Origin of the sequence: Vasconcelosia minhoensis LEGE 07310, assembly GCF_015207255.1 — a bacterium.
Classification (GTDB): Bacteria; Cyanobacteriota; Cyanobacteriia; order Phormidesmidales; family Phormidesmidaceae; genus Vasconcelosia; species Vasconcelosia minhoensis.
Map to the genome: position 1 here is coordinate 32,140 of NZ_JADEXG010000023.1, position 21,889 is coordinate 54,028.

Genomic DNA, 21,889 nt, shown 5'->3' on the forward strand with positions numbered 1-21,889 from the left:
AATCCCCCAACTTGGGTTGGGAATAACGAAGTGAATATGCCAGGCTGGGCATTGTCACAAGCTTTGCAAGCTGTTTGGGTCCCAGTTCAGGCCAGACTACCAGATCTCAGAGCTTAAATAGTAGGAGGCTCGGTAGATACTCAGCGCCTACAGTAGGTCTCTTAATAAATTGGCCACCTGGGTCAGTAGGTCAGGATACATCGCTGCCATCACGCCGCCCAAAAAGCCGAACAAATGGCCTTCCCAAGAAATCGGCCCCTTGGTTGCCCCCGGCAGCAGCGTCAGCAGCTGTCCGCCGTATAGCAGGATCACCATGACCGCCAGCCCCACTGCCAGAATCGTCGGTCCCAGATAGCCCCGCAGCACCAGATAGCCCATATAGCCAAAAATCAGCCCGCTGGCACCCAGATGGACGGCATCTCGGCCAAATAGCCAGGTGCCAATCCCACCGATTAACAGGATGGTCGCCGTGACGGTGTAGAAGCTGTCCTGCCCTTGCAGCAGCATCAGCCAGCCCAGCACCGCAAATGGCAGGGTATTCGCGATTAAATGCCCCAAATTGCGATGAAACAGCGGCGACAGCGGAATTCCCAGCAGTCCCAGGGGCCGCCGCGGACGAATGCCAAATAGCCGACCCAGCCCGCCGTTGAGGAAAAAAATATTGACCAGGCTCAATCCCCAAGCCAGCAGAATGCAGTCGCGTAGCGTCTCGGTCTGGTTGCGCCAGTCAATTGGCATGACCCGGGATAAAATGATTGTTCCCAAGACGAAATAGACCAGGATAAACTGCTGCTTAGCGCCGGGCATAGCGATGATTCCCCCCAAAGGATATCGACTGGGGCATTGGACTTGGGGGTTCGTTCGAATTCAGTTTTGATGAGAGAATAGAAATCGTTGCTTACCCACCTGCCTGATGAAGTTCAAGATTCTAACCGTTTTCTGCCTGATCTGTATTGGGTTTTTTGGTTTTGCGCGACCGAGCTGGGCCTACATTGAAGACGACCTAGATATGCTGATGATGAATAACGAATGCCCCGTGTGCATTTTGACCGAAGCACCGCTCAGCGGTGCCCAGCTCCATCAGGCCAACCTCAAGGTCGCAGCGATGACGGGAGCTGATCTAACCGGAGCCGACCTCACCAACACCGACCTAATCCTAACCGAGTTGCAGTCTGCCGACCTCAGCGGAGCCGACCTCACAGGCGCAGAGATGAACGGTGCTAGGTTGCAAAAGGCGCGACTAGTCGGGGCTAATCTGACCGGAGCTGTGCTGACCCAGGCCAATCTCAACGAGGCCAATCTGCAAGATGCCAATCTCACCGATGCCGAACTGACGGCGGCGATTATTGGCGTTGCCGATCTGACCGGGGCCGATCTGACCGGGGCCAACCTGCGGGGCGTCAACCGCAGCCGGGCAATTCTCTGCCATACGATTATGCCCGACGGCGCGGAAGAAAATCGCGACTGCAACAGCTGACTCAGGGCGATGATGTTTTCGGCAGGCCGTCCTACCCGTCTGGGGCAATCGGCTGGCGCTGCTTTAGGTTAAACCGGTAGCCCTCTGGCAGAATATGCAGGGCAATTCCGAACACAGCCAATGCCTCGTCTTTTAGCAGCTGGTCCAAGTTGTTATGAGTGCTGGCGGTTTCGTCAACTACCGTCACCGCCCCACTGCCAATCACAGAAAACTCGTCGCTTTCAACCACGACAGCCGTATTTTCATCAATCCCCAGCCCCAGAACGCTCGGCTCAATGACTAAAGCCGCGAGGAGTCGGCCCAGCCGGCCCCGTTGGGCAAAGTGCTGGTCGATAATGACGTCGGGCAGAAAGGCTAAACCCGGTCCCATTTTGACAATTTCAGGCCGAGGATGGGTCTGGGCATCGCCTTCGACAATCATCATGTCGGGCATCATCGCCGCCCCGGCACTGGTTCCTGCGATTGTGCTGCCGCTGGCGTACTGCTGGCGAACCGCTTTGTGAAGGGGCGTATCGGCCAGCATATCGACCAGCCGCTGCTGATCGCCGCCGGTAAAAAAGATGCCGGTAGACTGCTCAATCGTAGCAATATTATCAGCGTCTTCGGTATCTCGCGCTGACTCGGTATGGACGATACGAACATCTTCGGCCCCCAGCCGGTGGAAGACTTCAATATATTCATCAGCCACTTCTCCAGGCATGGTGGTGGCCGCAGTCAGCACGGCGATTCGAGCCTTGACGCCGCCAGCATGGCGCACAAACTCACGCAGCACTCGGCAGTCCTGTTCCTTATCTTCAGCTCCGCCAATAATAATCAGAGTTCCAGACTGATGCTCAGAGGTCATATAGGCCGGCGATGGGGTCATCGCTAATAGGTAACTTTCAATACAATACAGCCCCCCGTTCTGGGATGAATCATTCCCGCGCTTGAGTGACAGCTGCTCGAACCCCTGAAGCTAAACGCTGAGGAACTCATAAAAAAGGGGACTGATGATTCAGTCCCCTCAGTGCGGATTTCCGAATGCTGACGCCAGCGATACTAGCTCGCGGCCAGATAGCCATTCATGTTCGCCTTGCGCCGACGCAGATGCTTCAGCGCCTGCTGCTCAAGCTGCCGCACCCGCTCGCGGCTGATGCTCATCCGCTGTCCGACTTTAGCCAAAGAGAGCTGATTGCCATCGTCCAGACCAAAGCGCAGGGTGATCACTTCCTGCTGCTGGGGCGTCAGCTCAGACAGCATCTTGAACAGGTCCTGCCGCAGCGACTGCTGCACGGTGAAATCTTCCGGTGACTCGGCGTCATCTTCGAGCAGGTCTTGCAGCTCAGTGTCCTGATTATCGCCAATCTTGACATCCAGCGAAACTGGCTGCCGCGCAATCGTCAGATATTCGCGCACCTGCTTCGGCTCCAGGTCTAAGGAAGCGCCAATTTCAGCGGCGTTAGGACTGCGCCCCAGCTGCTGCGACAGCTCCCGCTGTACCCGCTTAATTTTGTTGAGCTTTTCGGTGATGTGGATCGGCAGCCGAATCGTGCGGGCCTGCTGCGCGATCGCGCGGGTAATGGCCTGCCGGATCCACCAGTAGGCATAGGTCGAGAACTTATAGCCCTTGGTCGGATCAAACTTTTCTACGCCGCGCTCTAGGCCCAGCGTTCCTTCCTGAATCAGATCTAGGAACTCCAAGTTGCGTTTCTGGTACTTTTTAGCAACTGCGACGACCAGCCGCAGGTTGGCTTCGATCATTTTTCGCTTGGCTCGCTGGCCGTGACGCAGCTGGCGATTGAGTTCGGCCAGGCTGATTCCTCCAGCCTCGGCCCAGGCCTGCTGAGAAGGTTCTTCCGGACCATCGCCGTTATCGGCAGCGTTGCTGGCAAGCCGATCGCGCAGCTCATCGCGTATTTCTAGAAGCGCCATCATCTGCTGCACCTGCTTGCCCAGAACAATTTCATCTTCGTGGGTGAGCAGCGGTACACGGCCAATCTCGTGTAAGTAGGTCCGCACAGCATCGGTGGTGTAGAGCGGCTTGGCGCTTCGCTTGCCGCCTTTGGTTTTACCAGTCTGGACTTTAGGCATGGGTTTATTGGAACTCCGCTGAAGAATTTTTAAGGTGATGGACTATTAGGTGATGGACAGATGTCATGGGGTCTGCCGAAGAGGTGGGGGTGATGTGACAAATTAGGACGTCGGGTCTGGAGGGTGGGGACAAGCAAAATCTGAAATTGAATTATGTCATTATGTCGAATTCGTTATGAGTTTATTTTAGCATGGTATTGACCCCCCTGCCTGAGCCTTTTGGCAGAGCAGCCGAGACAGTTAACCCTTGAATGCCAGAGCTTTCTAAGCATTGTCGGCAAAGCTGAAACTCAGATGAGAAACAGCTAAAAAATGCCCTCTCAAACGTCCAAACTTAGTTCAACTTATGATGCTTTAGTAAGGTCAGGCGCTGGGGTAGTAATCACCCATCGCAATGACCGAACTTTCGATCACCTGGCGCTAATACGGGACCTCTGACTGGTCTTTGAACACAATCGCTTCGTAGCTCAGGTGAAACAGACTGAAGCAAAGCAGCGCTACTTGCCATGCGAGGGCTTGTAGAACAGCACGATTACCCCTGATAAAACTTGACGAGCAGTGGTAGGAGTGATTCCGAATCTGAACCATTGTGACCAAGGATGCTAACACAGATTTTTTATTGTGGCAAGTGATAGAGCGCTTTTAGTGATTTCTCCGGTCAGCCGCCCGCCGGCTGCGTCGCCGATTGTATCGTAGGTAGCCTTACTGAGGCGGGCTCTGGCGCTTTTCACGGCTGCCCGCAAAAATGCGCCTCTTTTTGCCTACACCGTTGAGCTCACACCCGACCTCAAGCGCGTGGTCTCAACCTTTGCTCCGGGATGGGTATAGGCGCGATATCAGCTCTAGGTTAGGGAAGAGGTCTAACCCCTGATAGATCCTCCAATTTAAGCAGACGAATATGATCAAGTCATTCAAACCTGCCCAAGCCTTTCAGTCCGTTGGATTGAGTTGCACAGCAGGAATTACATTACGTTTAGAGGAAACTATTATGGCTTCAGCAAACAATCCCGAGCAGGAATCTACGCCGACTGCCTCAGGCGGCAAGCAGACCCGTTTAGAAGGCGGTTCTCGCCAGACTGGGCAGGGATCTAACACCGAAACCCGCCCAGGCGCAGAGGCAGAAGCCCCGGGTAATGACAACCCTGACAAAGCAGGCGATCCCAATCAGGGCACCGAAGCTCGCTAGAGTAGTCCTGACTTTGATCGGCTTTAAATTCAGAACGCCTTTAGACTGAGTCTATGGGCGTTTTTTAATGGCCATAAGTTCTGAAGGGAGCCCGTTGACATGAGCGATTCTACGCCTAAGCTATCGGTTTATAACCCTTCATTTCCTCGCAACCTGGAGCGGCTGTTTCAAGATCTGCGTACCCCAGAAGAACTTTTCCCGAAGCTACTGCCGGTGCTAGGCGACCTGATTAAGTGCGATCGCTGCTATCTCTATGTACGGCATCCTGATAGTCGCCAGGGCCGAGTTGTCCAATGCTGGCGGCAGACGCCCGATCGCCCAGACCTTACTGATGACCAGTGGCAGGTTGAGCAGCCCGCTACCCTAGAGGAGCAAGATCCGACCTTTGCGGCGGCTCTGCGGGATGAGCACGCCCTGTTCGTCGAAGACATCACAGCGGCCGATGCTGATTGGATTAACCCAGCGCTGGAGCGGTCCCGGGGAGCTCAGGCTTTCATCCAGGGGCATATTCTCAAAGACCATCAGCTCTGGGGCATAATCCGGGCCGAAGTGTTTGATAAGCCGCGACCTTGGATGCAGTTTGACCGCTCAATCATGATTCATACGACCCAGCGGCTCGTGCCCGACGTAGTGAACTATGTCATTGACCACGCGCCTTCATCGGAGTCGCTCTAATAGGCTCAATATTTTGGACTCAATATTCTGGACTCAATATTTTGAGCGAGTCTTTTTGCGGCGACCCCAAATCAGTCGCCATACCTGCTGCACCGGCATCGTCAGCAGCAGCAGGACGGGAAAAATCTCCAGCCGACCCATCCACATCATGGCAGTTAGGGTGATTTTGGCAGTCAAGTTCATCTCTGGCCCGGTGATGCCAGTAGACAGTCCCGCACTGCCCAGGGCCGATGCCACCTCAAAGAAGATATCGCTGAGCGTGTATTCGCTGGGGACGACGTGAATTAGCAGAAATATGCCGACGGCGATGCTGCCCAGCCAGAGCATCAGCAGTACGGCGGCAGACTCAATCCAGCGATAGGCTGTCTCTTGGCTCAGTACCTGGTTATCGAGCTGATAGCGCAGCATTTCATGCGGGCTCAGCGAGATCCGCCGAAACCGCCAGACCACGGCCTTGAACAGAATGCTGACCCGCCCTAGCTTGAGCCCACCGACGGTTGAGCCCGAAGCAGCCCCCATAATCATTCCCAAGCTCAGCAGCAGCTTGCCGCTGGGGCTCCAAAACTGAACGGGTTCGGTGCTGAAGCCGCAGGTGGTTAGGGCCGATACCCATTGAAAGCTGGTATCGAGCCAGCGAAAGGTGCCGCTAAACCAGTAGTTTTCGAGGAGGAGAATGCCGCAGCCAATGAGCAGCAAACACCACAGCAGCCAGTGCTGACTATCCTGCCAGAGCGTTCGGAAACGCCGACGATAGAGCCAGGCATAGTGGGTCGAAAAGCTGACCGCGCCGAAGATCATAATCAGGATCACGCCGAGCTTGGCCGCTGACCCGTAGCCGCCGATGCTGCTGTCGGTAACGCTGAAGCCACCGGTCGCGATCGCGCACATGGCATGATTGAGAGCTTCCCACCAGGTCATCCCAGCCACTCGCAGCAGCATCACCCCGGCTACGGTAAACAGGCCATAGATCCACCAGATCCGCTTAACGGTCTGGCCTATCGTCAGCCCAAGCCGGTCTTCCCGACCTTCGGCACTGTACAGCCGGTAAGCGTCGGTGCTAGGTTGCAGAACAGCCAGCATCAGTACGATCACGCCGACGCCGCCGATCCACTGCATAAAAGAGCGCCACCACTGGAGGCTATGGGGCAGCTGGCTAGGCCGAATCGCCATCGACAGGCCTGCGCTGGTAAAGCCCGAAACCGCCTCAAATAGGGCCGACCAAACGTCGCGAAAGTAGAGTATAGTCGGGGCGGTCTCGGCCAACGGGGCTAGACCATGGGCAATCATCAAAAACGGAATGGCTCCTAGCCAGGGAATCAGACCCCAGCTGAGGGCAACGACGATCATCGTCTGCTTCAGCTGGGCTTGCTCAGCTCCCTGGCCGAGCCAATAGAAAAGCTGACCCAATATTAGGGAGAGAAGGGCTGTGACCAAAAAGGCTGAGAGCGCAAAATATTCCTGCCACAGCAGACAGATCGGCACCGTCAGCAGCGCCATTGCGCCGGGTATGTGCAGAAATTGACCAACATCGCGGCTGATCGTTTTGAGGTATGAGAGCACGCAGTTTTACCGGTTGAGAGCAGTTTGCAGAGAGCAGTTTTACCTAGCTCTGTCCCTGAGTGCCGTTCTTCCGGTCTTCCAGGCAGAAATCAAACAGCTGCTGGGCAACGATGGCCGCCGCGTCGGGCAAAACTTTAACGCCCAGGCGCTCGAATAAGTGCTGATGGCTGCTGTCGTTGATGAGGCTAACCAATTTTTTAACGCCATAGTCTTGGCCCAAAAACATTGCCATTAGATTTGCCGCGTCATCATGGGTCGTGGCAATCAGCGCATCGGCCTTTTTTACCTCGGCCTCTTCTAAAATTTTCCCCGTGGCAATGCTGGCATTGAATACCTGGACGTCGTGATTCTGTAAAACCGTTCGGGCGTTTTCAGCCACTGGCTCGATCAGCGAAACGCGATGCCCCTGCTGAATTGCAATGTCAATCAGGTTTCGACCTTCTTGGCCGGCTCCAACCACAATCAAATACATAGAAATAGCTCTAAAAAACCACGTTTTTTGAGGTGACAACTATGCCTTAAGGAAGAAAGCTGAATAATGTCTTTCTCAAGATATAGCTATTATCTTACTTCCTCATTAGCATCAAAAAAAGCCTACATTCCTAGCTTGCCGGTAGGTCTTAAAGGTTATTTGCATTTACTATTGCGGGGAAAGAAGTCCCATGTCAAATCAAGAACGACGTCCGACGCCCGATGATATTCCCGAGCAGCAGCTGGCTTATCCAGCCAGTCAGGCCGATATGGTGCCAGCCCCAGATAGCGATCTGTCCAACTATCGGCCGGCAGATAAGCTCAAGGGTAAGGTTGCGATTATCACGGGCGGCGATTCCGGAATTGGCCGGGCAGTCGCGATCGCCTATGCCATGGAGGGAGCCAAGGTTGCCATTCTTTACAATGTGCATGACGATGACGCCAGCGTCACCCAGTCAATGGTCGAAGAGCGGGGCGGGCAGTGTCTGCCAATCAAAATGGACGTCCGCAAGCCAGAGGAATGTCGCGACGCGGTGAAGCAAACGGTCGATAAATTTGGCGGACTAAATGTTTTGGTCAATAATGCTGCCTTCCAAATGACTCAGAAGAAGCTGGAAGACCTGACCGAGGAGCAGTTCCGCCAGACCCTGGGAACTAACGTACTCGGCTACTTCCACATGGTTAAGGCGGCGCTGCCGCACCTAGAAGCGGGCGACGTGATCATTAACACCGGCAGCATTGTTGGCAAGCTCGGTAAAGGGATGCTAATCGACTACGCTACCAGCAAAGGCGCAGTTCACGCGATGACCAAATCCCTAGCGCAGAACCTGGTCGATCGGCAGATCCGGGTCAACTCGGTGGTGCCGGGGCCGGTTTGGACGCCCAATATCCCAGCGACTATGCCGGTTGAAAAGGTCGGAGAATATGACACCGACAACCAGATGGAGCGCGCCGGTCAGCCGGAAGAGCTCGCCCCGGCGTACGTTTTCTTTGCCGCAGAGGACAGCAGCTTTGTCACCGGGGCACTATTGGATGTGGCCGGTGGAATGATGTCGAGTTAGCGATCTCTTTCGCAAGCCAGATTATTTCCAGACTGAATCTCTCTAGGTTGAAATGGTGAATTTACGTTGACTCAAGCTGCTTTGAGACGAGTTTGAGTCCATGAATAGCGAAGACAAATTAATTCAGGAGAACATTTATGAGTACAGCAAGTCACAGCAGCGACGTTGACCAGGCACTGAGCAAATTTCAGGGTCTGTCTGTAGATGAGCAGCTGGCCTTTCTCTGGTATGTCTATGAAAAGATGGGTAGCTCGATTACCCCAGCTGCTCCCGGTACAGCCGCTTCAGAAGTGGCCCACGGCCTGTCTCAGCAGGTCGAGGCGCTGGAGATGGGAGAGCCTCAGCTCGAAGTGATGCGCGATATCGCCTCTGGCAAAGATACGCGCTTTAGCCGTTCCTACGGGTCGCTAGACGATAACACCAAGCTGGCCTTTTGGTATGCGCTGGCTCAGGGCATGGAAGGCGGCACCATCGTGCCAATGCCTGAGAACTACACCGCGTCTGAGGCTACCCATCAGCTGTTGGGATCTTTGGAGTCGATGGACCAGCAGCAGCAGATTACAATCCTGCGCGATGCGGTTCTGCCCATGGGGGCAGAGGCCAAGCAGGGCACCGTATAGTTTCGCAACGGCATGAAGAAGGGCGGCCTCAATAGCTGGGGCCGCCCTTTTCTTTAGAAAATAAATGACTACTTGTCAACCTTAGGAACGGCGTCGGGGCGCTCCTTATCTTCCCAACCGACGGGGCGCTTTGAGTTGTACCAGGCAATAGAACCAATCCCAGCCGCAGCAATAAATCCTATAATGCCAATGAGACCCAAAGAGATAGAGTAGGGAGCTGATTCAGCCGCAGCGGCGGCTTCCATAAGCAGGCTCATAAACATTACCTCACATATACTTATATCGTTTTATTAGCTTACCAGCATTTTTCGATAAAAAGTTCATCCCTAAAGGGTGGATTTTACTGACCAAACCGAATCTAGTAACGCATAGGCGCTATTGTCAATTTTTCATGGTCTTAAGAATTTTTTGGGTTCATCAGAATTTTCTCAAATTCTGCCAAGGTCTGATTAGCAATGGCTATCTTATCTACCCATTGGGTGAGGCTGCTTCACAGATTTTTCAGCTGCAATGGAACAGTAATCATTGTTGTGAGCATTGCTGTTTAATTACTATGAGCTGGCTAGATCAGGTTTGCGTTTTTCAGCAAACCTCTGAATCTCAATTACTTCAGCCCGTTGAGCGGGCACAGTCCGACTTGAAGACAGGCAATAGCAGCTTAGTCGAACGGGTTGCAAAAGCCCTTGACCGGGCCAGTGACTTTGAATACGTTGATACGCTCTACCTGATTCAACAGGTTGATACGGTTCGTTTGGGTGGAATTGCGCCGAGCGCAGATGTCGTAGAGCGGCTAGTCGCGATCGCTACCCAGGTCGAAGGCGTGAGTCAGATCGATACCAGTCGAGTGATTGTTGAAAACGGCTGGGTCTATAGCGGCCGATAGCGACGCTGATCGCCTGGCAAGCGTACCCTCGCTACAGGGAGCGAACTACTGCTCTGGCTAAGCCGCCATCCCCATGCTTTAGTTTGAGCGGCAGACAGATTAGCTCATAGCCTCCGGGCTGTGCTGCCGCTAAGTCGAGTCCTTCAATTACCCAAATGCCCTGACCCAGTAGAATTTTGTGAACCTCGACTACGTTTTTTTCATAGCCTCCCACTGAGAGATAGTCCACGCCAATCGTGCGAACCTGACGCTCGGCCAGATACTGAGCGGCTTCCGTAGAGAGGTAGATAAAGTCTTCGATAAAGCGATCGCCCGGATATTCTCGAGTAGAATTTTGAGTTTTAAACAGAATTCGCTCACCCGCCTGCAAGTTGTGGGGTTCGACCTGATCCAGCGGAATGTATTCGGGATGGGTAATTTCAATCAGCCGGGCTGGCCCTATCGTCGCCTCCAGCGGCATCTGATCGACGCCTACTCCACCCTTGATAAAGTGGTTGAGCCCATCTACGTGCGTCCCGGTATGACTGCCCAGCGTCAGCTTCGAGACATTGCAAATGTCTCCATCAGCTAGGCACTGTACCGGCTCAACCCGAACCGGCGGATTGTCGGGCCAGTAGGCCATACCGCTATAGATTGAACGCGAGATATCAATCCATCCAGACGGTTTTTTGGCTGAACAATCGGTGGGGGCTGCTAGCTGCTCCATAGGGCCATAGCTATCGGATTTTAGCTGTGGCTACAAACACATTTTAATTTTGACAAACAAAAATGGCCCAAACCGGCCCATTATCCTTCCAAAGGCTTAATCAAAAAGGCGGATGTCGCCTGTCGATGAGATTCTGAGTTTGCCAAAGTTTTAGAATATACGTCAGTACTGTTCTCGCAAGACATAGAGCGCTATTACCTCCGTTAGATCCCAATGACCCTCAGAAAGTAGCCCGCGCCGCAGGGCTGCGCTACGTTAGCGACCAACAGCCAGGAATCCAGCGGCAGCCCTGGGGCCAGGGATTTAGCTACATTGACTTGGACGGCAGTCGGATTCAGCCTTCCCCGGAGCGCGACCGGATCGAAGCCCTGGCGATCCCGCCGAGCTGGCAGGAGGTTTGGATTTGTAAGGATCCTAACGGTCACCTCCAGGCCACTGGGCGAGACCAGAAGGGTCGCAAGCAGTATCGCTACCATCCCAACTGGCGCCAGTTTCGTTCCCAGCTTAAGTTTAACCGGATGATTCCCTTTGGCCAGACGCTGCCCACCCTGCGGGAGCAGACCCAGGCCCATGCCCAACAGCGCTCGCTGACCCGCGAAAAAATCGTTGCGACGGTTGTCCAGCTGCTAGACAAAACCCTGATTCGCGTAGTCAATCCCGAATATGCTAAAAGCAATGGCTCCTTTGGCCTGACGACGCTGCGCGATCGCCATGTCAAAATTGCCAATGGCCGAGTCAAGTTTCACTTCCGGGGTAAGAGCGGCGTAGAGCACGAGGTAGAGCTCGCCGACCCGCGTCTGGCTAAGGTCGTGAAGCGCTGTAAAGAAATCCCGGGCTATGAGCTCTTTCAATACTTTGATGAAGATGGCGCGCGGCAAACGATTGATTCTGGCGACGTCAACGACTATTTGCATGCCGTTACTGGAGAAGACTTTACCGCCAAAGACTTCCGCACCTGGGCGGGGACTGTGGTGGCGACAGAAGCGCTGCTGCAGCTCGGGAACTGGGAAAAGGAAACCGACGCGAAGCGCAACGTCACCCAGGCGATCAAAATTGCCGCTAGTCGTTTAGGCAACCGTCCCGCTACCTGCCGTAAATACTATGTCCACCCTACAATTCCAGAAACCTACCTGGGTGGAGAGCTGCTGACGTTAATTGCTAAGACGCTAGACAAGGCTGACCTAGCTAAGATACGGCTAGATCGGCACGAGCATTCGGTGCTCTCGATTCTCAAATTAATAGAATAGGTCGCTTTCAACCCTGGGATACCTGGTGATTCTTCAAAACATGCTTTAGAATCAGTAGGTTGTCTTGCTTTTTAGCAGTTTAATCCCATGGCGGTTCCCAAGAAGAAAACATCCAAGTCGAAGCGCAACAAACGCCGGGCGACCTGGAAACACCAGGCAGCAGTCCAAGCTCAGAAAGCGCTGTCGCTCGGCAAATCCGTATTGACTAACCGCTCTAATAGCTTCGAATATCCGTCAGACGACGATGAGGATGACGAAGAGTAAGCGGTTGAGCTAGCGCCAGCCTATCGGTTCAACTGGCGAAAGGTTGGGGTTCAAAAGCTGGGCTTGGGCAGCCCTCTGATTAGAACCCCTATAAATTACGTTAATTAAATTAGCAGTTAAATTAGAAGTCAGACAGGTGAATAGCGCCCAGATCGTTTCGGACCGGGCGCTGTTTTTTATCATTAGCCCTAACTGAGTAGGGTCGGCAATTGAGAGCGGCCGGGCGTCACAGTTCAGGCTGTCTCACTGAGCGACGCCTTCAGCAGTGCCAATCGCCGCCTGCTCGGTATCAAAAATTTCAAAAACCGAGTCCATCATGGTGACTTCAAACACCAGCCGGGCCTCGGGATGGACATTGCAAAGCCGAAAGCTGCCCTTTTCCTTCTCCGCATCCCGCATCCCTGCGACTAGAGAAGTTAGCCCAGAACTGTCAATAAAGTTAACCTGACTCAGGTTAATTACGATGTGGGGCGTGATGCTGGAGATACATTCTTGCAGCTTCAGACGAAACTGCCAAGCGGTGGTGATATCCAGCCGACCCGTCGGTGCCAAGATTACAACGTTCTTACTGTCGGGGGTTTTGAGGATTTTCTGCTCCATATCGCCGCGCGCCGTTAGTGAGTACAATAAGTCGGAAAGCGTTCGCAAGTCTGCCCGCTGAAGAGCAGCTAAGGCTATTCTGCCCAAAATGACTACCAGAGTGGCGCTTTGATTACGTTTTTTTTTGCTGTGCTACCGCGAGCTCGATTTTGAGGCCCAGTCTTGAGGCTGAAGAAAAACATCGTATAGCTCGGCCTCGGGCGTGCCAGGGGTAGGCTGATAGTCATATTCCCAACGCACCAGCGGCGGCAGAGACATGAGAATGGATTCCGTCCGCCCGTTGGTTTGCAAACCGAAGAGGGTACCGCGATCATAAACCAGGTTGAACTCGACATAGCGACCCCGGCGGTAGAGCTGGAAATCGCGTTCGCGCTCACCGTAGGGCGTGGCGCTGCGCTTTTCGACAATGGGCACATAGGCCGGTAGAAAGGCCTCGCCGCAGCTTTTGACAAAGCTGAATAGCTCCTCCCAGCTCCGCTCGGTGAGCTCGCCCAGGGCTCGACTGTAGTCAGCGGCAGGTCCTTCAGCCTGCTGACCGTGGTAGAGTTCGCCCCGACCGTTCTGATAGTCGAAGAAAATGCCGCCGACGCCCCGCGGCTCCTGCCGATGCCTGAGGTAAAAGTATTCGTCGCACCACCGCTTAAAGGCCGGATAGTATTCTGCGTGATGCTGATCGCAGGCCTGCTTCAGCGTTTGATGAAAGTGGATCACATCGGCGGTACAGGTGTAGTAGGGCGTCAGGTCAATGCCGCCGCCAAACCACCAGACCGGCCCAGCCTCGAAGTAACGATAGTTGAGGTGAACGGTGGGGACGTAGGGATTGCGCGGGTGCAGCACCATCGAGGTGCCTGTGGCGTAGAAGCCATGGCCCGCTGCCTCAGGCCGCTTCACCAAGATTGAGGGCGGCAGGTTATCGCCCCACACCTCAGAAAAGCCAACGCCGCCCTGCTCAAAGATTTCGCCCTGCTTCATCACCCGCGATCGGCCGCCGCCGCCCTCGGGGCGCTCCCAGCTGTCTTCCTGAAAACTGCCACTGCCGTCTAGCGCCTCTAGCCGTCGGCAAATCTGATCTTGCAGCTGTTTGAAAGCCTGGCTCACTCGCTGGCGAGAGTCGTGAGGAGGATGAAGGGCATTGATGGCCTGGGGCGCGGAAGAAGTCATAGAGGACAGGTTGATACAGACTTAAATCAGCTTAAAATAAGTTCACAGTCTGCTCAATTTTAACAGACTGGCTTAGGGGGCTGGCTTAGGGGGCTGGCTTGGCTAGTCCCTCTGGTTGGACCCGCTATTGGTTGGACCCGCTATTTGACCAACTGTGAAGTTAGTTAAGATCCAAACACAATTTGCGGCCGTTTGCCCCATGCTTGAAACAGACTGTGACATTCGTTGACAAAATCAAAATTACTAATTAATCCCCGTATTTTTAACCGCGATCGCGTATGTTTACGACCTGTTTTAGATGGATCTGGGGCACCGTCTGGCATCCGGCCTCTCCAGCCCCGGTCAGCGTCAAACGGACGCTAGAGCGAACTTACCAGGTGGTTAGTACAGCATCGGTAGAAACCCTGTGGCAGACCGTAACCAACCTAGCTGAGATGGCGTCGTGGCATCCGCTGATTACGGCCACCAACGCCCCCAATGGGCTCAAGGCTAAGCCAGGGCTAATCTATCGCGTCTTCACCCGCTGGCTGCCCGTACCGGTCAAGATCTTCGTCGAGCGCGTCCTGCCTGGCGAGCTGCTGAGCGTCCGTATCTTTCCCGTACCAGGGCTGGAGGAGCGGGTGATCTACCGAATTGAGTCTACCGTCTGGGGTACCCAGGTCTCCTACTCGGTCACCCTGCGGGGCTGGCTTTCGCCCTTTGCCTGGTCTCTGCTCAAGCCCTATGCGGCCCAGGTCGCAGCGGCGTTAGCGGCGGCGGCGGAAGAGAGCACCCGGCCTACGCTGACAGGCACCCGAAAACTGCCCTATCAAGACCTCCTGAGCCTAATGATGGTAATGAGCGGTGGGCTAGCCGTGCTGCAAATCCGTAATTCGTAGGGGTGGGCCGCCGGTCGAACCCGTAGGCGTTAAGATCTTTAGAGCATTGAAAACCCATGTTACAGACATCGCCCTGAGCAGTAGGGCCATGAAAAAATAATGACGAAGACATTGGATACGGCCTCTGTTCTAGAGGTACTCAAGCCCGTCCAGGATCCAGAATTGCAGCAGAGCCTGGTCGCGCTCAATATGATCCGCAACGTGACGGTGGAGCGAGGCGAGGTTAGCTTTACGCTGGTGCTGACGACCCCAGCCTGCCCGCTGCGGGAGTTCATCGTCGAAGACTGTGAAAAAGCGGTGCGCACTCTGCCGGGGGTCGAGTCGGTTTCGGTAGACGTAACGGCGGAGACGCCGCAGCAAAAGTCGCTGCCTAACCGCACCGGCATCGCTGGCGTGAAAAACATCCTGGCGGTCTCCAGCGGTAAGGGCGGCGTTGGCAAAAGCACCGTCGCGATCAACCTGGCCGTAGCGCTGGCCCAGTCAGGAGCAGCTGTCGGCCTGATCGACGCCGACATCTATGGCCCCAACGCGCCGCTGATGATGGGCCTCAGCGAGGCTGGCGTCACCGTGCGGCAGGGCGAGCAGGGCGAGGAGTTAGAGCCGGCTTTTAACCACGGCGTCAGGATGGTGTCGATGGGTTTTTTGATCGACCGGGATCAGCCGGTGATCTGGCGCGGTCCGATGCTAAACGGCGTGATCCGTCAGTTTCTCTATCAGGTGCAGTGGGGCGAGCTAGATTACCTCGTCGTGGACATGCCGCCGGGGACCGGCGATGCTCAGCTGACCCTGGCCCAGGCCGTGCCAATGGCAGGGGTCGTGATCGTCACGACCCCTCAGGAAGTGGCTCTGGGCGACGCCCGCCGCGGCCTGAAGATGTTTGAGCAGCTGCAAGTGCCGGTGCTGGGGCTGGTCGAAAATATGAGCTACTTCATCCCGCCGGATAGGCCGGAGCAGCGATACGACCTGTTTGGTTCGGGCGGTGGGGAGCGAGCGGCGGCTGAGCTGGGCGTGCCGCTGCTGGGGACAGTGCCGCTAGAGATGCCGGTGCGGGAAGGCGGCGATCGCGGTTGGCCAATTGTCATTAGCCAACCCGACTCGGCTTCCGCCCAGGCGCTGACCCAGATTGCCCAGCAGGTTGCCGCCCGAATTTCGGTCGCGGCCCTGACCTAGCCGCTCCTGACCTGCCTTTACGATTTGCCTACTGCTATGTTTTCTCGCTCTCGACCGAGCTATGCTATGCCGCGACCGTCCCTGCGCAAGCGTTGGCGAGGGCTGTTTCAGGGCTGGCAATCGCTTGACTGGCTGCTGCTGCTGCTGCCGGTCGCCGTTACCATCTTCGGCAGCGTCGTCATCGGCAGCACTCAGCGTCATAATGGCGATCCGGGCTTTGCAATCAATCATCTGATATTGGGCGGGCTGAGTCTGCCGATTACGCTGTGGATTGCTCGCTGCCGCTATAGGATTTTCTTTCAATGGCGCTGGGTGATCTACGCGGTCACTAATCTATCGCTGATTGCGGTTATGGTCATGGGAACTAGCGGGCTCGGAGCGCAGCGCTGGATTCCGATCGCGGGCTTCAACGTGCAGCCGTCTGAATTTGCCAAGCTGGGGCTGATTATTACGCTGGCGGCAACGCTCAAAGATCGCGATGGCTCGACTTTGCCGGGCCTGTGCAAGGCTCTGGCGATTACGGCAGTGCCCTGGGCACTGGTCTTTCTTCAGCCTGATTTGGGGACATCCCTCGTGTTTGGGGCGATTACCCTGGGAATGCTCTATTGGAGTAATACCAACCCCGGCTGGCTAGTGCTGATGATGTCACCGCTAGTTGCTGCCATCCTGTTTCATCTTTCGCTGCCGACCTGGATGGCCTGGGTAGGGCTGATGGGGCTAGTGGCCTGGAGGACTCTGCCCTGGCCGCTCTTTAGCACGGTGGCTGCGGTCGGAGTCAACTTGGTTGCGGGTCAGTTAGGCAATCTGCTCTGGGGTCTGCTGAAGGACTATCAAAAGGACCGGCTGATTCTTTTTCTTGATCCAGACAAGGATCCCCTGGGCGGGGGCTATCATCTGATTCAATCGCGGATTGCTATTGGGGCCGGCGAACTATGGGGACGGGGCCTGTATCAGGGCACCCAGACGCAGCTCAGCTTTATCCCAGAGCAGCATACGGACTTTATCTTTTCCGCTGTGGGCGAAGAGCTGGGATTTATCGGCGCAATCGGGCTACTCACTGCTTTTTGGCTGATCTGTCTGCGGCTGATTGCGATTGCCCAGCGGGCTCAGGATAACTTTGGCTCGCTGCTGGCCATAGGCGTGCTGTCGATGATTGTCTTTCAGGTCGTGGTGAATATCTGCATGACGATTGGCCTAGCGCCGGTGACCGGCATTCCCTTGCCCTGGATGAGCTACGGCCGCTCGGCCCTGCTGACTAACTTCATCGCCCTTGGGCTGGTCGAGTCGGTGGCCAATCATCGGCCGCGCCGCCGATAGTCGCGCCGCCGGTCGCGCCGCCAAGGTTGAGCGGAGTCAGTGGCGAGCTAAAAATCGACCCCCCGCTTCAGCTCGACCCCTCGCTCAGCGTAGTGCTTATGGCAGAACACCTCGGAATGGGCGCTGGCCAGCTGAAAATAGGCGGGCGGATTTTTGCAGCGCCCGGTAATAATCACCTCTGTCCCCTTGGGCTTGCGCAGCAGGGCCTGAATAATCGGCTCCTCGGGCAGCAGCTCTAGGTCTACGGTGGGATTGAGCTCGTCCAGAATAATCGTTTTGTAAAGCCCCGAGGCGATCGCGGTGCCGGCAATTTCCCAGCCACGCTCAGCTTCGACGTAGTCAATTGGCTGCTGCTGTCCCCGCCAGACGATGGCGTCGCGGCCGCAGCGCTGATGGTCCACTAGATGGGGATAGATCTTGCGCAGGGCCGCGATCGCGGCATCTTCGGTATAGCCTTGCCCGCCCTTCAGCCACTGCACAATCATTACCCGATGGGACTGATCCTGGCTGATGCCTCGCCCAATGGCCTGTAGCGCTTTACCCAGGGCACTGGTCGATTTACCTTTGCCGTCGCCCGTGTAGATTTCGATCCCCTCAATGCCGGGCACCTCTGGTGTATCGTAAATCTGCGGCTTCATTTCGGAATGCAGGTCGGCAATTTCGACCAGCCCAGTCGGTGCGCCGCGGCCGGTAGCGATAATTTCTAGCGAATCGGGTTTTCGCTTCAGGGTTTGAACCACATCGTCAATTGGCAGCAGGCCCAGGTCGAGCACCGGATTGATTTCATCCAGCACCACAACGGAATAGAGGCCAGACGCGATCGCGCCCTTGGCCACGTCCCAGCCGCGCTGAGCCTCCTGCTGGTCAAACCGGGTGATCTCTTCCGGGCCAAAAAACTCGGCTCGTCCCGTCCGCACCTGGTCGATTAGGTGCGGAAAGCCGCGCTGTAGCGCCTCAATGGCGGCATCCTCATCGTAGGTGCGGCCCGGTCCCTTGAGAAACCGCAGCAGCAGCACCCGGCTTTCCATAAATCGCTGAATGCCCAGCCCAATCGAGCGCAGCACCACGCCCAGCGCCACCTGTGACTTGCCCTTGCCTTCCCCATCATAAATGTGGATCTGGCCGGCTAGGCGCTCTGAGGTTTGCTGCGCGGTGCGAATACCAATACCAGTTCGGGCCATAGGGTAAAGCAGACAATTGGGACATCCTGATTTTAGCAACAGGCATAACGCCTCAGCGTCGGGTCGCTCCAGTCGCCAAAGCCCTGCTTTCAACAGCAGCGGCGACGATGAATCGAGCCGCTAAGCGGGCTGGGGAATACTGACCATTTTTGGCGGCCTGGCTAATCGCTCACGTCTGTAAGCCGCAGCACCAGCAGCTCGGTTTGGCCATCCTGCTCAAAATTGTTATCGCTCACCAGGATCAGGCTCTGGCTGCCGTCGGATAGCCGCGGCCCCAGGGTCATGCCTTCAAAGTTATCGAGCGGTCGATCTAGGTCGGAGAAGTTGAGCAGCAGCTGCTTTTGAATTGGGTTGATGCTGTCGAGTGAGCCTTTGAGCGTCGCGATCGCGCTAATATCAGTGGCGCCGCCGGTGGCGAGCTGGTACAGCTTGATCGAGAACTCCTGGAGCCCAAATGCCCGCTCCAGTCCGAGAAAATGGCCGCTCTGGTCCACGACCAAGATTTCGGAGAGGCCGTTGAGCACGGCCCCCGACGGCGCGAAATCCATCGGGTAGAGGTGCTCAGAGAGTAGAGTGGACTGGTACTGGTCAACGTAATAGTGGAGGAAGCGATTTTTCAGCGGAATGTCGGGTTCGGGATCGAGGTCTTGTAGCAGCGGTGCTTCCGTCGCGACAAACAGGCGATAGGGTTCAAACAGGCCGCTGGCGCCAGAGGAGGCGTTGATCGCCAGCGCTTCAAAGCTGAGATTTTCTTGGACGCCCTTCGTTTGGCCAGCATTTGGCCCATCGTCGCGGTCGGGTAGATAGCGATCTGGAATCTGAAACTGCCGCTGCAGCTGGCCGATCTCCAAGTCATATTCCCCAATCAGCGGCTCGGTATTGGCGGCGGCAGAGCCTTCGCTGGCGATTAGCAGCGTCCGCAGCGGCGTCAGCGCTATTCCTTCGGGATCGAGCTGGTCGGCCTCGTAGGGATTGCCTTGAGCATCTTTGAGCAGGGTAACCGACTCGATTTCAACCGAGCCTATGCGGGGTCGCTGGGGCTCGGTCGCGTCAAACTCCACCCGAAGGACGTAAAAGCGAGGTGGGCCAAAGCGGCCGCGGTCATCGGAGAGGGCATAGTAGCGATCGCGCTGGATATCATAGGTGATTGCTGACAGCCCGCCCACCGGCACACCGTCCAAAGCTGATGAGGATAGCGCATAGGTATCGACAAAGTCGGCAGATAGACTCAGAAACAGTCGGTCTTCGGCCCTGACCCGCGGAATGGCACAGCCGCTCAGAAAAAGCAGCGCCGCTAGGCAGCAGCCGATCAGGCCCCGAGGCCAGTACCGGGGTAAATTGGGCAAATATTGAAGCCGCTTAAAATTGAGGATCGTGCTCATAGTCGTAGCATTTCTCATTTTGCCAGGTACTGCCGTACCGCTTGGCGCATTCCTCTGGCGAATTGACGTAGGGAATCACGGTGGGATAGGGAGCCTGGTCTGCCCGATAGCGAGAACCCAGCCAGGAAAACGTGCAGATGCTGAGGAAAGTCGCGATCGCGCCCACCGCAAAAATCAGTCTTTTGGGAATACGGCGGGGCGGCAGTTCTTCTGGCGCCGCTGTTGGGTAAAGCTCAGCCTGGACCTGAGCTTGGCTAAACTGGAGCTGAGTTGCTCGTTCAAGCAGCTGATTTTGCAGCATTTCGAGTTCTGTCCGAGCTGTCTTCAAATCGGCTGAATCCAGTGTTTCGAGCATTGCATCCTGCTCCCGCAGCCAGGCCACGACCCCTTCAATTAAGCTCCTCAATCGCAGCTCTAGACGCTGGGCTAAATGCTCAGCCAGAAACTGGCAGACATCCCCAAACCTGTCCAGCTCTTGAATAGCCGTGTCAGGCAGGATAAAAAAGTGGCTATCGCAGCGGACTTGAAAGCTCACAGGCAGCGTGAGCTCGCCGGTTAGAAAACCTAAATTGCCAAAGGGCTCACCGGCTTCAACCAAGCCGATCACCCGGTCTTCCCCCATCGACTCGGCTACTGCTGCAATTTGACCCGCGAGCAGTACCCGGAAGCCGCTGCACTGTGCTTCGGCAGCCAGTAAAACGGTGCCTGCTGCCACTGTCTCGACCTGACCAACCTGGGCCAACCAGTAGACCTCATCTGCCGTCAGCACCTCACCTACTGAGGTCTGGCTAAGCTGATCAGAGAGCGCTTGAAGCGATATTACATCGTCCACGGAGACTACAGGCTAGTACAACATTTAAGGGAAACTGCTGACTCTAGGATAGCCTTTTGCCTGTTTTTGCCTATGAAATATATAAAAAAAAATTCGCTTAAGCCGCTGGGCTCCTTTTCGTCAGATTTATGCCCAGATATGCGCCTTTATCAGGGCCTTTCTCAAAGTTTAGTAGGATGCAGCTCTAGGTAGCGGTCCGCTTTTAGGCGGGGTGGGGCCGCTAGCCGCAGCACCTTTTCCGTCAGCCAGGGGGCGACGCGATCGCACCACACCGCTAGATGTCCCTGCCAGCCCACGACAATCTCCGTCGAATTTTGCCGCAGCCCCCGCACTAACGCCCGAGCGACCTGCTGCGAGGAGACTGGCGCCACCCCCCGAAACCAGTCAAAGTCGCGGACCATATCGGTATCCGTCAGGGTCGGCAGCAGGGCCGAGACCTGGACATTGTAGTCGGCGAGTTCGCAGCGCAGGGCCTGGGTAAAGCCCAGAATCGCAAACTTAGTGGCTGAGTAGGTGGCCATCGTTGGGGCGGCAATCTTGCCCATCAGGCTAGAGACATTGACGATTTTGCCCTGCCGCTGCACCGCCATTCGGCGGGCGACTAGTCGGGTCACGCCGTATAGCCCCAGCAGGTTGGTATCAATTTCAGCTTGCACCTGGGAGAGCTGAGACCTTAGAAACGGGGCCTGATGGGCAACGCCTGCACAGTTAACCAGCAGATGGATGGGGCCGTAGCGCTTCCAGACCCGGGCGATGGCAATGCTGACCTGCTGCGACTGGGTCAGGTCGAGCGGCAGCAGCACCGCCTCTACTCCCAGGGCTTCAACCTCAGCGGCGACCTCCGCTAGCGCCGGATAGCTACGGGCGATCAGCACGATCCGCTGCATGCCCTGACGGGCGAGTTCGAGCGCGATCGCGCGCCCAATCCCCCGCGAGGCTCCGGTGACCAGAGCCGTCTTTCCTTGTATATGCACAGTAGAAACCTCCTGATTATGAGGTCTCACCCCTTCAGCCTTGCCAGGGACTGAGAATCATCCCTAGCTGAATTGCAGGTGAGTGAACCGGCTGAGCGGCAAGACGAAGACTGGCCCGTTAGAGCACTTTTGCCAGCCTTAAAATTAATTTGGAATGGAATGATGTAAATCTAT

Annotated in this window: 24 protein-coding genes; 11 read left to right on the top strand and 13 right to left on the bottom strand. The window is 55.7% G+C overall.

Annotated elements, in window-relative coordinates:
* Positions 1 to 147: 147 nt before the first annotated feature.
* Positions 148 to 807 (bottom strand): rhomboid family intramembrane serine protease, encoded by a 660-nt coding sequence (locus IQ241_RS11435; RefSeq protein ID WP_193907174.1) that lies wholly within the window; start codon positions 805 to 807, stop codon positions 148 to 150.
* Between the two features lie 106 nt (positions 808 to 913).
* On the opposite strand from IQ241_RS11435, the gene IQ241_RS11440 reads away from it, so the two are divergent.
* Positions 914 to 1,477, top strand: coding sequence for a pentapeptide repeat-containing protein (locus IQ241_RS11440; RefSeq protein WP_193907176.1), 564 nt, complete (start codon positions 914 to 916; stop codon positions 1,475 to 1,477).
* 31 nt (positions 1,478 to 1,508) lie between these two features.
* Here the strand turns inward: IQ241_RS11440 and IQ241_RS11445 are convergent, their stop codons facing one another.
* Together IQ241_RS11445 and IQ241_RS11450 are read right to left on the bottom strand one after the other, a co-directional pair.
* On the bottom strand, positions 1,509 to 2,321 hold the full coding sequence (locus IQ241_RS11445) for a cyanophycinase (protein ID WP_193907243.1): 813 nt from the start codon (positions 2,319 to 2,321) through the stop codon (positions 1,509 to 1,511).
* Positions 2,322 to 2,515: 194 nt separating this feature from the next.
* Positions 2,516 to 3,547: an RNA polymerase sigma factor, RpoD/SigA family gene (locus IQ241_RS11450; protein ID WP_193907178.1), complete on the bottom strand. Its 1,032-nt coding sequence runs from the start codon at positions 3,545 to 3,547 to the stop codon at positions 2,516 to 2,518.
* Positions 3,548 to 4,535: 988 nt separating this feature from the next.
* On the opposite strand from IQ241_RS11450, the gene IQ241_RS11455 reads away from it, so the two are divergent.
* Together IQ241_RS11455 and IQ241_RS11460 are read left to right on the top strand one after the other, a co-directional pair.
* Positions 4,536 to 4,733, top strand: coding sequence for a hypothetical protein (locus IQ241_RS11455; RefSeq protein ID WP_193907180.1), 198 nt, complete (start codon positions 4,536 to 4,538; stop codon positions 4,731 to 4,733).
* A 99-nt stretch (positions 4,734 to 4,832) separates the two neighbouring features.
* Entirely contained in the window at positions 4,833 to 5,408 is a 576-nt protein-coding gene (locus tag IQ241_RS11460; RefSeq protein WP_193907182.1) for a GAF domain-containing protein, read from the top strand.
* Positions 5,409 to 5,441: 33 nt separating this feature from the next.
* On the opposite strand, the gene IQ241_RS11465 is transcribed toward IQ241_RS11460, so the two are convergent.
* Positions 5,442 to 6,968, bottom strand: a complete 1,527-nt coding sequence (locus IQ241_RS11465; protein ID WP_322743633.1) for a TrkH family potassium uptake protein — start codon at positions 6,966 to 6,968, stop codon at positions 5,442 to 5,444.
* Positions 6,969 to 7,011: 43 nt separating this feature from the next.
* On the bottom strand, positions 7,012 to 7,440 hold the full coding sequence (locus tag IQ241_RS11470) for a potassium channel family protein (RefSeq protein ID WP_193907184.1): 429 nt from the start codon (positions 7,438 to 7,440) through the stop codon (positions 7,012 to 7,014).
* A gap of 190 nt (positions 7,441 to 7,630) precedes the next feature.
* Between IQ241_RS11470 and IQ241_RS11475 the strand changes: the two genes are divergently transcribed.
* Positions 7,631 to 8,500 carry an SDR family oxidoreductase gene (locus IQ241_RS11475; protein ID WP_193907186.1) on the top strand — a complete coding sequence of 290 codons (870 nt, stop codon included), beginning with the start codon at positions 7,631 to 7,633 and terminating at the stop codon, positions 8,498 to 8,500.
* A 137-nt stretch (positions 8,501 to 8,637) separates the two neighbouring features.
* Entirely contained in the window at positions 8,638 to 9,120 is a 483-nt protein-coding gene (locus tag IQ241_RS11480; protein WP_193907188.1) for an orange carotenoid protein N-terminal domain-containing protein, read from the top strand.
* A 68-nt stretch (positions 9,121 to 9,188) separates the two neighbouring features.
* Here the strand turns inward: IQ241_RS11480 and psb35 are convergent, their stop codons facing one another.
* The gene (psb35, locus tag IQ241_RS11485) at positions 9,189 to 9,377 is read right to left on the bottom strand and encodes a photosystem II assembly protein Psb35 (RefSeq protein WP_193907190.1); all 189 of its coding nucleotides are present in this window, start codon (positions 9,375 to 9,377) and stop codon (positions 9,189 to 9,191) included.
* A 296-nt stretch (positions 9,378 to 9,673) separates the two neighbouring features.
* Here psb35 and IQ241_RS11490 point away from each other — a divergent pair, with 296 nt between their 5' ends.
* Positions 9,674 to 10,003: a hypothetical protein gene (locus IQ241_RS11490; RefSeq protein ID WP_193907192.1), complete on the top strand. Its 330-nt coding sequence runs from the start codon at positions 9,674 to 9,676 to the stop codon at positions 10,001 to 10,003.
* Positions 10,004 to 10,034: 31 nt separating this feature from the next.
* Here IQ241_RS11490 and IQ241_RS11495 read toward each other — a convergent pair whose 3' ends face one another.
* Complete coding sequence (locus tag IQ241_RS11495; RefSeq protein ID WP_193907194.1) at positions 10,035 to 10,709, bottom strand: cyclase family protein; 675 nt, start codon at positions 10,707 to 10,709, stop codon at positions 10,035 to 10,037.
* A gap of 245 nt (positions 10,710 to 10,954) precedes the next feature.
* On the opposite strand from IQ241_RS11495, the gene IQ241_RS11500 reads away from it, so the two are divergent.
* On the top strand, positions 10,955 to 11,956 hold the full coding sequence (locus IQ241_RS11500; protein ID WP_390622455.1) for a DNA topoisomerase IB: 1,002 nt from the start codon (positions 10,955 to 10,957) through the stop codon (positions 11,954 to 11,956).
* Positions 11,957 to 12,043: 87 nt separating this feature from the next.
* Positions 12,044 to 12,220, top strand: coding sequence for a 50S ribosomal protein L32 (rpmF, locus tag IQ241_RS11505; protein ID WP_193907196.1), 177 nt, complete (start codon positions 12,044 to 12,046; stop codon positions 12,218 to 12,220).
* Between the two features lie 243 nt (positions 12,221 to 12,463).
* On the opposite strand, the gene IQ241_RS11510 is transcribed toward rpmF, so the two are convergent.
* On the bottom strand, positions 12,464 to 12,820 hold the full coding sequence (locus IQ241_RS11510; RefSeq protein ID WP_193907197.1) for an STAS domain-containing protein: 357 nt from the start codon (positions 12,818 to 12,820) through the stop codon (positions 12,464 to 12,466).
* 132 nt (positions 12,821 to 12,952) lie between these two features.
* A complete protein-coding gene (hemF, locus tag IQ241_RS11515; RefSeq protein ID WP_193907199.1) occupies positions 12,953 to 13,981 on the bottom strand; it encodes an oxygen-dependent coproporphyrinogen oxidase in 1,029 nt (342 codons plus the stop codon).
* Between the two features lie 278 nt (positions 13,982 to 14,259).
* Here hemF and IQ241_RS11520 point away from each other — a divergent pair, with 278 nt between their 5' ends.
* From IQ241_RS11520 to rodA, 3 genes are all read left to right on the top strand, one after another.
* Entirely contained in the window at positions 14,260 to 14,859 is a 600-nt protein-coding gene (locus IQ241_RS11520) for an SRPBCC family protein (protein ID WP_193907201.1), read from the top strand.
* Positions 14,860 to 14,958: 99 nt separating this feature from the next.
* Complete coding sequence (locus IQ241_RS11525; RefSeq protein WP_193907203.1) at positions 14,959 to 16,029, top strand: Mrp/NBP35 family ATP-binding protein; 1,071 nt, start codon at positions 14,959 to 14,961, stop codon at positions 16,027 to 16,029.
* Positions 16,030 to 16,065: 36 nt separating this feature from the next.
* Complete coding sequence (rodA, locus tag IQ241_RS11530; protein ID WP_228021610.1) at positions 16,066 to 17,346, top strand: rod shape-determining protein RodA; 1,281 nt, start codon at positions 16,066 to 16,068, stop codon at positions 17,344 to 17,346.
* Positions 17,347 to 17,393: 47 nt separating this feature from the next.
* Here rodA and IQ241_RS11535 read toward each other — a convergent pair whose 3' ends face one another.
* From IQ241_RS11535 to IQ241_RS11550, 4 genes are all read right to left on the bottom strand, one after another.
* On the bottom strand, positions 17,394 to 18,527 hold the full coding sequence (locus tag IQ241_RS11535; RefSeq protein WP_193907207.1) for a cob(I)yrinic acid a,c-diamide adenosyltransferase: 1,134 nt from the start codon (positions 18,525 to 18,527) through the stop codon (positions 17,394 to 17,396).
* 161 nt (positions 18,528 to 18,688) lie between these two features.
* Positions 18,689 to 19,909 (bottom strand): esterase-like activity of phytase family protein, encoded by a 1,221-nt coding sequence (locus tag IQ241_RS11540; RefSeq protein WP_228021611.1) that lies wholly within the window; start codon positions 19,907 to 19,909, stop codon positions 18,689 to 18,691.
* Positions 19,887 to 20,741, bottom strand: a complete 855-nt coding sequence (locus IQ241_RS11545; RefSeq protein ID WP_193907209.1) for a Crp/Fnr family transcriptional regulator — start codon at positions 20,739 to 20,741, stop codon at positions 19,887 to 19,889. The genes IQ241_RS11540 and IQ241_RS11545 overlap by 23 nt, the downstream gene beginning before the upstream one ends.
* A 161-nt stretch (positions 20,742 to 20,902) precedes the next feature.
* Positions 20,903 to 21,715, bottom strand: coding sequence for an SDR family NAD(P)-dependent oxidoreductase (locus tag IQ241_RS11550; RefSeq protein WP_193907212.1), 813 nt, complete (start codon positions 21,713 to 21,715; stop codon positions 20,903 to 20,905).
* Positions 21,716 to 21,889: the final 174 nt, after the last annotated feature.